The 380-nt window shown below is 53.9% G+C and carries 1 protein-coding gene; it reads left to right on the top strand.

Features of this window, described 5'->3' with window-relative positions:
- Window positions 1-380 (top strand): hypothetical protein (locus tag Q5762_RS37355; protein WP_315896760.1); only part of this gene is annotated, 380 nt, incomplete at both ends.

Raw genomic sequence — 380 nt, 5'->3', positions numbered from 1 at the left:
CGGATTTGCCCAGTTTAGCGGTGATTCGTGCCTCGCTTCGTACGTATCTTGAGCAATCGCCGGTATGCGACGGGGAGCGTTTTGCTCGCCACTTGCATAAGGCGTTGCGTGCCATTTGGCAGCGCTATTGCGAAGGTAAGGCCCCTGCTGCCCTAAGCTTCAACAAGGGTGGGCAAGCTTGGTTTGAAGATGAAGGTACGCCAGTCAAGTTACCTCAGCATCTGCGTATGGATGGTGAAGGGTTCGACTGGCCCCTGGAATCCACCATTACGGTATTCGACAACGGCGCGAACCTGGCTAGTCGCAGCGATGCCGAACAATTACTCGGCAGTGGTCATATCGCCATTCTAGCTTTTGATCCAATCGAACGCTTATCCAAC

The organism is Streptomyces sp. P9(2023), from assembly GCF_032436795.1.
Taxonomy (GTDB): Bacteria; Actinomycetota; Actinomycetes; order Streptomycetales; family Streptomycetaceae; genus Streptomyces.
Note: the sequence above shows the minus strand (reverse complement) of the source record. Positions and strands in the feature narration are given on the sequence as shown.